Origin of the sequence: Streptococcus sp. HMSC064D12 (assembly GCF_001837205.1) — a bacterium.
In the GTDB taxonomy this organism is placed as follows: Bacteria; Bacillota; Bacilli; order Lactobacillales; family Streptococcaceae; genus Streptococcus; species Streptococcus salivarius_D.
In genome coordinates this window covers 5,603-5,962 of sequence record NZ_KV831763.1, presented here as the reverse complement: position 1 = coordinate 5,962, position 360 = coordinate 5,603, and the positions used below count along the sequence as shown (strand labels likewise).

At 55.0% G+C, this 360-nt stretch carries 1 pseudogene; it reads left to right on the top strand.

Going from position 1 to position 360, the window contains the following annotated elements:
- Positions 1-360: pseudogene (locus HMPREF2697_RS10550) on the top strand (hypothetical protein); the annotation flags it as partial.

Below are 360 nucleotides of genomic sequence, written 5' to 3'. Positions count from 1 at the left end.
TTGCGGATTCGCTGGCACTGGTTGAAGCGCTCATCGATGCAGACGTGCTGGCTGACTCTGATGCACTTGTTGATGCACTCATCGATGCTGACGTACTTGCGGACTCTGAGGCGCTCGTTGAGGCGCTCATGGACGCTGAAGTACTTGCTGATTCTGACGCACTTGTTGAGGCGCTCATGGACGCACTGGTACTTGCAGATTCAGACGCACTCGTTGAGGCACTCATTGAGGCAGATGTACTTGCAGATTCGCTCGCACTTGTTGAAGCGCTCATGGAAGCCGACGTACTTGCGGATTCGCTGGCGCTGGTTGATGCACTCATGGAGGCACTGGTACTTGCTGACTCGCTCGCACTTGTTG